This is a genomic window from Pseudomonas sp. BN414, from assembly GCF_029871275.1.
Taxonomy (GTDB): domain Bacteria; phylum Pseudomonadota; class Gammaproteobacteria; order Pseudomonadales; family Pseudomonadaceae; genus Metapseudomonas; species Metapseudomonas resinovorans_C.
In genome coordinates this window covers 1-8813 of sequence record NZ_SSOL01000038.1, presented here as the reverse complement: position 1 = coordinate 8813, position 8813 = coordinate 1, and the positions used below count along the sequence as shown (strand labels likewise).

The following is an 8813-nucleotide window of genomic DNA, read 5'->3' as shown; positions in this document are numbered from 1 at the left end:
TCGCGCGGCGGGCGAAGTTGACGTAGGCGTCCACCGCGAAACGCACGCCGGGCAGCACCAGTTCCTGCGACAGCACCTGCTCGCGCTCGAGGCCCACGGCCTCGGCCAGGCGCAGCCAGGCCTCGATGCCGCCTTCCTCGCCGGGGGCGCCGTCGTGATCGAGGATGCGCTGGACCCACTCGCGGCGGGTGTCGCGGTCCGGGCAGTTGGCGAGGATGGCGGCGTCCTTCAGCGGGATGCTCACCTGGTAGTAGAAGCGGTTGGCCACCCAGCCCTGGATCTGCTCACGGGTGGCGCGGCCCTCGTACATCGCCCGGTGGTACGGGTGGTGGATGTGGTAGCAGGCGCCCTTGGCGCGCAGGGCCTGTTCGAATTCCACTGGAGTCATGGCGATCTGGTTCATCTCGGGCTCCGTTACAACACGATGCTCATGCCGTCCCAGGCCACTTCGATGCCGTGGCGCTCCAGTTCGGCGCGCTCGGCGGAATCGATGTCGAGGATCGGGTTGGTGTTGTTGATGTGGATGAGCACCTTGCGCGGGCCATCGAGGCCGTCGAGCACCTCGATCATTCCGCCCGGGCCGCTCTGCGGCAGGTGGCCCATCTCGCTGCCGAGCTTGTCGCCCACCTCGCAGTGGCGCATCTCGTCGTCGCGCCAGAGCGTGCCGTCCACCAGCAGGCAATCGGCGCGGCGCATCCAGCCGAGCAGCGCGTCGTCCACCTGGCCCAGGCCGGGGGCGTAGAACAGGCTGCCGCCGCTCGCCAGGTCCTCGATGAACAGGCCGATGTTGTCGCCGGGGTGCGGATTGCCGCGATGCGGCGAGTACGGCGGTGCGCTGCTGCGCAGGGGAATGGCGGTGAAGCGCAGGCCGGCGCAGGTCGGAATCTCGAACACTGGATTAGCCAGGTCGATGGGGTTCCAGGTGAGGCCGCCATTCCAGTGCTGGAGCATGCTGAACAGCGGGAAGCCACTGCTCAGGTCCTGGTGGACCATCTCCGTGCACCAGACCGCGTGCGGGCAGCCTTCACGCAGGCTCAAGAGGCCGGTGACGTGGTCGATCTGGCTGTCCATCAGGATGATTGCGGCAATGCCGGTATCGCGCAGGCGGCGCGCCGGCTGCAGCGGCGGGAAGGCGTCGAGCTGGGCGCGGATATCGGGGGAGGCGTTGCACAGCACCCAGTCGACGTCATTGGCGCTGAGGGCGATGGAGGACTGACTGCGCGGCTGCGCACGGACCTTGCCGCTGCGTACGCCGGCGCAGTTGCGGCAGTTGCAGTTCCACTGGGGGAAACCGCCGCCGGCGGCCGAGCCGAGAATCTGGATGTGCATGGCGAATACGACCTGCCTCGGAGTCCTGCAAGAAAAAGGACCCCGGCGAACCGGGGCCAAGCAAGGACGATGCGCCGGTGGAGGCCAACGCAGCGCCGTGGAGCATCAGCGATTGGCGAAGTACAGGGTCACTTCAAAGCCAATGCGCATGTCGGTGTAGCTGGGTTTGGTCCACATAGTTGAGTCCTCTCTTTTGTTGTTGCGTGGGGTGAATCGAAGCACTCTTCATCCGATATGGCCGGGCAAGGCGGCGAGGTTGTGGCCGCCTTGCCCTGGCCCCGATCAGGGTTTGTCTTTCGCAGCGGTCGCCTGCTGCTCCTTGGTGTAGTCCGCGTACTCGCGGCTCATGACGTAGGCCTTGATCTTTTCGACCTCATCCGGCGTCAAAGTGTCCCCGAAGGATGGCATGCCCAGAGGGCGCAGCACGCCTTCGCGGACGATCTGCTGGAACAGGCTACGGCGCGACTCGTCGGATTTACGCAGGTCAGGCACCAGACCGCCGCTCATCGCCCCGACGCCGTGGCATACGGAGCAGTAGCTGCCGTACAGCTGCTGGCCCGCCTTCAGGTCGGCTTCGCTGGCATGGACCGGTTTCGGGATGCGGGTGAGGGCGGCGACCTGCCTCGAAGGCAGCGGCGGCAGGCTGGCCTTGCCATCCAGCTTGAACACCAGCAGGCGGCTGACGTTGCCGACGCCCGGCGCTTTCGCCGCATCGCCGCCGATCAGCGGGGCGACACCGCCCCAGCCAGCCATGATCGCCACGTATTGCTCGCCCTTGTAGCTGTAGGTCATGGGCGCGGCGACGATGCCGGTCTGGGCGGCGAAGGACCAGAGCTGCTTGCCCTTGTCGGCCGAGTAGGCCACCAGGTTACCGGCGGCGGTGCCCTGGAATACCAGGTTGCCCGCGGTGCTCAGGGTGCCGCCGTTCCAGTAGTGCGGGTAGGGCACACGCCAGGCTTCCTTCTGTTTCACCGGGTCCCAGGCCAGCAGCGCACCGGATACCGCCTCGCGCGGAATCTCGGTGGCGTCGGAGAAGCCGGCACCGGTGTTGAAGCCCTTGCGGCGGACGAAGTCCTTGCCTTCGTTGCGGTAGACGCCGGGGATTTCCTGGTAGGGGATGTACACCAGGCCGGTCTGCGGGTTGTAGGACATCGAGTGCCAGCTGTGGGCGCCGAACGGGCTCGGCCACATTACGACGGGCTCTTTCTCGTAGCGCGCACCGGGAACTTCCACGGGGCGGCCGGTGGCCAGGTCGACGCGCTCGGCCCAAGTCACTTTGCCGAACTTCTCGGCGGACAGGAGCTTGCCGGTTTCACGGTCGAGCACGTAGAAGAAGCCGTTCTTCGGTGCCTGCATGATCACCTTGCGCGATTTGCCGTCGAGCTCGAGGGTCGCCAGGGTGAGCTGCTGGGTCGCGGTGAAGTCCCAGGTCTCGCCCGGGGTGGTCTGGTAGTGCCAGGCCAGTTTGCCGGTGTCCGGGTCCACGGCGAGGATCGACGACAGGTAGAGGTTGTCGCCGCCGCCGGGGCTGCGCAGCTCACGGTTCCAGGGCGAGCCGTTGCCGGTGCCGATGTAGAGCAGCTCCAGCTCGGGGTCGTAGGCCATGCCGTCCCAGACGGTGCCGCCACCGCCGCCTTTCCAGTACTCGTCGCCTTTCCACGTCTTGGCTGCTTCGGCCAGCTCCGGATGCTCGTAGGGTTTGGCCGGGTCGCCGGGGACGGTGTAGAAGCGCCAGGCCATCTTGCCGGTCTCGGCGTCGTAGGCGGCGAAGTAACCGCGCACGCCGTACTCCGCGCCACCGTTGCCGATGATGACCTTGCCTTTCACCACGCGCGGAGCGCCGGTGATGGTGTAGGGCTTGCTGTTGTCGGTGGTCTGCTGGCTCCAGACTTCCCGGCCGGTCTTGGCGTCCAGGGCGATCAGGCGGCCATCGAGGGTGCCGATGTAGATCTTGCCATTCCACAGCGCGACGCCACGGTTGACAGCATCGCAGCAGGCGTCGCGGGCCTTGCCGCGTTCGATCTGCGGGTCGAAGGTCCAGAGAACCTTGCCGGTGGCCACGTCGACGGCAATGGCGCGGCTCCAGGACAGCGAGGCGTAGAGCACGCCGTCGGAGAACAGCGGGGTCGCTTCCAGGCCACGGTGGTTTTCGAGGTCGATGTACCAGGAGAGGCCGAGCTTGCCGACGTTGTCGGCGGTGATCTGCTTCAGGGGGCTGAAGCGCTGTTCGTCATAGGTGCGGCCATGGCTGAGCCATTCGTTGCCATCTTTTTCGCTGGCGACAATGGCAGCCTGGTCGACGGGGGCCGCGTAGGCAGCTGGACCCAGCAGGGCGACGAGCAGGGCGGCGGCGAGGCGGGTACGGTTCTTGTGCATGGACTGCGTTTGGGACATTACGCAGGACTCCTTGATGTGCTTGTTATGGGCGGAGTGTTTTTCGCTCGTCCGATAGGGATCAGGCGGTCGGCTGGCGAAGGGTCAGAACACCTGCAGCAGGCGCAGGTTGATGCGGTCGCTTTCCTCGAATCCATTCTCCACGGACAGGTCCTGTCCGTAGGTCGCCAGCACCTGGGTGGTGGGCGTGATGAAGTAGGAAGCGCCTATGCTGTACTTGCTGGTATCGGGCTCGTCATTCAGGTCGACGCCGTCGACTTCGTTTTCGCCGCCCCAGGTCCTGGAGATACCTGCACGGATATCGAAGCTCTCAGTGAAGTTGTAGCGCAGGAAAGCCTGGCCCTGATAAAGCTCCGACTGCTTGCGTGTCACGCTGTCCGGACCGTAGTCGTCGTTGTCGCCGAAGAAGGTCACGTCGCCCACCAGATCGAGGGTGAGCTTGTCGGTCAGACCGGTGATGTAGCCGGCCTGGAGGGTGAACTTCCAGCGGTTCTCGCCGAGGTTTATCGGCTGGTCGTTGTCGTAGCTGCCGGTCGGCGCAAAGATGAAGGGCGTGATACCGAAGTAGCGGCGCTTGGCCGGGTCGTTCACCAGCCAGAGGGTGGACGCGAGGATCAGGTCGCCGGTGCCGCTGTCGCTGCCCAGCCCCTTGAGGTCGTCCTTGGCACGGAGATTGCCAAAGGGCAGCAGAAACTGCGGATCGATGATGTAGTCGCCAAGCTTCATGAAGTGGACACCCCGGAGGATGCCCACGTCCGAATCCAGGCCCGCGTCGATGGGCGCCTTGTGGCCATTCGCGTAGAGGGCGTCGCGTTCTGCGTGCTGGTAGTACAGGAGGCCGAGGTTGGTGCCTTCGGGCAAGGCCGTGTAGTCGCCTGCATCCACATCGAGGGCGTGGGCGAAGGAGGTGAAACCGGCCGCGAGGCCGAGGGTGGTGGCCAGGGTCAGGACCCTGGAAAGAGCCGTCTTCTGCGTGCTGCTGGTACAGGCGAGATGAGCGGATGCGCTCTTCTTCATGGACATCACCTTTTATTGTTTTTGTTTAAAATCGGTTGCTGTTTCCGGCTTGAAAATCAGGGAAGAACCGGAGACGCACCAGCTGTTCAGCAGGACCTGTGCCATGTTGTTTTGAGTTCTGATTAGTGCTTGAAAATCAATGGCTTGTGTAACGATGACATTAACGGTCCGGAGCCTCTGGGCAATCGCATCGACTCGCTGTCTCACTCTGAGTCAGATGCAGGGCGGAGATGCTGTACCGGAGTGATACAACCGTTTCGAGGATGAGCCATGAGCAAGCCCGATGACCCCACTCCCGCCACTGAAGGCAGGACGGTTCTCATGTCACCTGAAGGCCGCAGGCAAGCCTTCGGATCGCAATTGATCGCACGTTCCTGGAAGCGCTCCCACCAGTACGGCATATCGCCTTGTGACCGGGTGCTGTTCGACGCGCCGGTGGTGGTTCGTCCGAAGGACATCCAGGACCACGGCGGCTTGCTGCTGCGCGCTGCTTCGCCCGAGATGGAACAGCTGCACGGCGCGCTGGCACCGAAGGACTGGGTGCTTGCCTGCATCGACATGGAAGGGGTGGTGCTCAGTTCGATCGGCAAGTGCAACAGCGCCAGCCAGGAGCTCAACCAGGTATTTCGGCCCGGCGCGCAGTTCCTCGAAACGCTGGTAGGCACCACCGGTCCGAGCTGCGCCCTGGAGGAAAAGGAAACCGTCGTCGTCGCCGGCTCCGACCACTACCTGGAAGAGGCGCGTGCCTTCACCTGCATGGCCACCCCGATCTTCGGTCTCGATGGTGGAATCGTCGGTGTGCTGGATGCCAGCCGCAAAGGACCGGCCACCTCCCTCTACTGCCTGGAATCCCTGGTCATCGCGGCACGCGCCATCGAGCGGCGGATGTTCATGGAGCTGGGCAATGTCCTGCTGGTGCACCTGCATTATCGACTGGACATCCTCGGCACCCCCATGGAGGGGCTGCTGGCGTTCGATCCGGTCGGGAAGCTGAAGGGCGCCAACCGCATCGCCACACAGATATTCTCGTCGCCGGGGTTGAAACCGGGCATGGATTTCAACGAGCTGTTCGACATGCCTTTCGCCCATGCCATCTGCTATCGCCGCTACGATCTCAGCGTGCCGTTCCGCATGCAGACGCAGTGGGGCAGCCATCTGCATGCCTGCCTCACCACTGCGCCGGACAAGAAGGCCGGGCAGCTGCCCGAGCCACCGCGACCTTTCACCACGGCCGAGCGCCGCCCTCTCGCCGCGCAGGGGCCGTGCCTCGAAGACCCGGCCGTCAGCGCTGCGCTGGAACGTGCCCGCAAGGCATTCGCGCGGGATATCCCGGTGCTGATCAACGGCGAGACCGGCACTGGCAAGGAAGTGCTTGCCCGATTGCTGCACGAAGGCAGTGCCCGCGCCAGTGGACCCTTCATTGCGATCAACTGCTCGTCGATCCCGGCGAGCCTGATCGAGTCGGAACTGTTCGGCCATGTCGAAGGCGCCTTCACCGGCAGCCGCAAGGGCGGGGCGGCCGGCAAGATCGAGCAGGCGCACCAGGGCACGCTGTTCCTCGACGAGATCGGCGATATGCCGTTGGAGCTACAGGGGCGCCTCCTGCGCGTGTTGCAGGAACGCAGCCTCAGCCGTCTTGGCAGCACCGCCGTGATCAAGGTGGATTGCGCGCTGATTTGTGCCACCCACCGCGACTTGGCGCAGCTGGCGCAGGAGCAGGGTTTCCGTGAAGACCTCTACTACCGCATCAATGGCCTGCGAGTGACCCTGCCGGCCCTGCGCGAACGTACCGACCTGGCGTTGTTGATCCAGCGACTGCTGCAAAGCGAAACGGCCTCCCATGCGCCGCTGGCGTTGGAAAAATCCGCATTGCAGGCGCTGCTGAACTACAGCTGGCCGGGGAATATCCGGCAGCTCCACCAGACGCTGCGGCTCGCCGCCGCGCTGGCCGAAGACGAGGGCTGGATCGGATTGCAGCACCTGCCGGACGAGGTGCTGCCGGCCATCGCGAAAGGAGCGGTCCGCGAAGCGGAAACGGAAACGGTTGCGGCGCCTCAATCACTGGCGGGGGATACCTTGCTGGCATCCGAACAGCGCGCGATCCGCGCCGCCATCGACGCCTGCCAGGGCAATCTCTCGGCTGCCGCCCGCAGCCTGGGCATCGGACGGGCAACCCTGTATCGCAAGCTCAAAGCGATGGGCGAAGCGTAGGACTGCGGGCATGGGCGTGATGGGTATCGCAAGCTCCACCCATCCTACGGTCACGCTTTTGTAGGATGGGTTGAGGTACGAAACCCATCAGAGCGAACGCCGTCGGGGCACTGGGAGTCTGATCAGCGTTGTAGACGGGATGGCACCTTTGCCATCCCGGTTGGTTGCCGCGTCAGCGGGCAGTGGTCGGATCGATGATCCCGCGTACTTCGGACACGCGATTGGCCGGGAAGCCACCTTGCTCGGCATGCTCGCGGACCAGCTGTTCGTTATCCGCGCGGTACACGCAATAGACCTTGTCGTCGGTCACGTAGCTGTGCAGCCACTGGATCTGCGGCCCCATGGCGCTGAGCACGGCGCACGACTTCTGCGAGATGGCCTGGAGCTCCTTGATCGTGAGTTTTCCCGCACCGGGGATTTCGCGTTCGATGACGTAGTTCGGCATGGTTGTTTCCTTGTTGTTGTGGGTTGTCTGGGGGCAAGGGGGTGATAGGTTTCGCAAGCTCTACCCATCCTACAAAAGCCCGACCGTAGGATGGGTAGAGGTACGAAACCCATCAGAGCGAAGGCCGTCCGGGCACTCAGAGCTTGATCAGCACCGACTTCAGCTCGGTGTAGTGCTCGATGGCCGCCGCGCCCATTTCGCGGCCGACGCCGGAGAGCTTGTAGCCGCCGAAGGGCAGGGCCGGGTCGAGGGCGCTGTGGCAGTTGACCCAGACCGAGCCGGACTTGATGCGCGGGATCATCCGGTGCACCGCCGCGAGGTCGTTGGACCAGACGCTGGCGCCGAGTCCGTAGGGGTTGTCGTTGGCCATGCGGATGACTTCATCGACGTCGTCGAAGGGCATCGCCACCAGCACCGGGCCGAAGATTTCTTCCTGCACCAGGCGGTGCTGCTGGTCGACGTCGACGATCACCGTCGGTTTGACGAAGTAGCCGGGGCCGAAGCCTTCGCCGCCGCAGGCGATGGTGGCGCCCAGCTCGCGGCCGAGCTGGATGTAGCCGGTGACGCGGTCCTGCTGCTTGGCGGAGATCAGCGGGCCCATCTGCACGCTCGGGTCGAGGCCGTTGCCGAGCTTCATGCCGTTGGCGATGCCGGCGATGTCGGCGATCACGTTGTCGAAATGCTTGCGGTGTACGTACAGGCGCGAGCCGGCGCAGCAGACCTGGCCCTGGTTGAAGAAGATCGCGCTGGCGGCGCCGGCAGCGGCTTCCTGCAGGTTGGCGTCGGGCATGACGATGGTCGGCGACTTGCCGCCGAGTTCCAGGGTCACGCGGGTCATGTTGTCCATGGCCGCCTTGCCGATCTGCTTGCCGACTTCGGTGGAGCCGGTGAAGGTCAGCTTGTCGACGCCCGGATGGCGGGTGAGGGCGACGCCGGCATTCAGGCCGGTACCGGTGATGACGTTGAACACCCCGGCCGGGTAGCCGGCTTCCAGCACCAGCTCGGCCAGCTTGAGGGCGGTCAGCGGGGTTTCGTCGGCGGGTTTGAGGATCACGGTGCAGCCGGTGGCGAGCGCCGGGCCGAGCTTCCAGCAGGCCAGCAGCAGCGGAAAGTTCCAGGCGACGATGGCGCCGACCACGCCCACCGCTTCGCGGCGGATGAAGCCGTGGAACTGATCATTGGGCATCAGCGGCAGGGAAGCGTCGACCGTGCTGCCTTCGATCTTGGTGGCCCAGCCGGCCATGTAGCGGAGGAAGTCGATGGCCAGCTGCACGTCCATGACGTGGGCCACGGCGGCGCTCTTGCCGTTGTTCAGGCATTCCAGTTCGGCCAGCTCCTGGGCGTCGCGCTCCATCAGGTCGGCGAGGCGCCACAGCAGGTTCTGCCGTTCGCGCGGACGCATGCGGCTCCAGGCGGA

7 protein-coding genes and 1 pseudogene are annotated in these 8813 nt (G+C 64.9%); 1 reads left to right on the top strand and 7 read right to left on the bottom strand.

Annotated features, from left to right (window positions below):
- The 5 genes and pseudogenes from E8E95_RS06370 to E8E95_RS06350 form a co-directional block, all read right to left on the bottom strand.
- Positions 1 to 403, bottom strand: a pseudogene (locus E8E95_RS06370) (pyrroloquinoline quinone biosynthesis protein C); the annotation flags it as partial.
- A gap of 11 nt (positions 404 to 414) precedes the next feature.
- The gene (gene pqqB, locus E8E95_RS06365; protein WP_280349055.1) at positions 415 to 1329 is read right to left on the bottom strand and encodes a pyrroloquinoline quinone biosynthesis protein PqqB; all 915 of its coding nucleotides are present in this window, start codon (positions 1327 to 1329) and stop codon (positions 415 to 417) included.
- Positions 1330 to 1434: 105 nt separating this feature from the next.
- A complete protein-coding gene (gene pqqA, locus E8E95_RS06360; RefSeq protein WP_120655176.1) occupies positions 1435 to 1506 on the bottom strand; it encodes a pyrroloquinoline quinone precursor peptide PqqA in 72 nt (23 codons plus the stop codon).
- 105 nt (positions 1507 to 1611) lie between these two features.
- Positions 1612 to 3723 (bottom strand): PQQ-dependent dehydrogenase, methanol/ethanol family, encoded by a 2112-nt coding sequence (locus tag E8E95_RS06355; protein ID WP_280349054.1) that lies wholly within the window; start codon positions 3721 to 3723, stop codon positions 1612 to 1614.
- 84 nt (positions 3724 to 3807) lie between these two features.
- Complete coding sequence (locus tag E8E95_RS06350; protein ID WP_280349053.1) at positions 3808 to 4740, bottom strand: transporter; 933 nt, start codon at positions 4738 to 4740, stop codon at positions 3808 to 3810.
- 270 nt (positions 4741 to 5010) lie between these two features.
- Between E8E95_RS06350 and E8E95_RS06345 the strand changes: the two genes are divergently transcribed.
- Positions 5011 to 6951: a sigma-54-dependent Fis family transcriptional regulator gene (locus E8E95_RS06345; protein ID WP_280349052.1), complete on the top strand. Its 1941-nt coding sequence runs from the start codon at positions 5011 to 5013 to the stop codon at positions 6949 to 6951.
- A gap of 172 nt (positions 6952 to 7123) precedes the next feature.
- On the opposite strand, the gene E8E95_RS06340 is transcribed toward E8E95_RS06345, so the two are convergent.
- Positions 7124 to 7396, bottom strand: a complete 273-nt coding sequence (locus E8E95_RS06340; protein WP_077523807.1) for a DUF4242 domain-containing protein — start codon at positions 7394 to 7396, stop codon at positions 7124 to 7126.
- A gap of 136 nt (positions 7397 to 7532) precedes the next feature.
- The coding region (locus E8E95_RS06335) for an aldehyde dehydrogenase family protein (protein ID WP_280349050.1) at positions 7533 to 8813 on the bottom strand (1281 nt) is incomplete at its 5' end.

Excerpts from the sequence above, each read along its gene's own strand:
- E8E95_RS06350 (WP_280349053.1), bottom strand. The coding sequence starts at position 4,740 with ATGAAGAAGAGCGCATCCGCTCATCTCGCCTGTACCAGCAGCACGCAG.
- E8E95_RS06340 (WP_077523807.1), bottom strand. The coding sequence starts at position 7,396 with ATGCCGAACTACGTCATCGAACGCGAAATCCCCGGTGCGGGAAAACTC.
- E8E95_RS06345 (WP_280349052.1), top strand. The coding sequence starts at position 5,011 with ATGAGCAAGCCCGATGACCCCACTCCCGCCACTGAAGGCAGGACGGTT.
- pqqB (WP_280349055.1), bottom strand. The coding sequence starts at position 1,329 with ATGCACATCCAGATTCTCGGCTCGGCCGCCGGCGGCGGTTTCCCCCAG.
- E8E95_RS06355 (WP_280349054.1), bottom strand. The coding sequence starts at position 3,723 with ATGTCCCAAACGCAGTCCATGCACAAGAACCGTACCCGCCTCGCCGCC.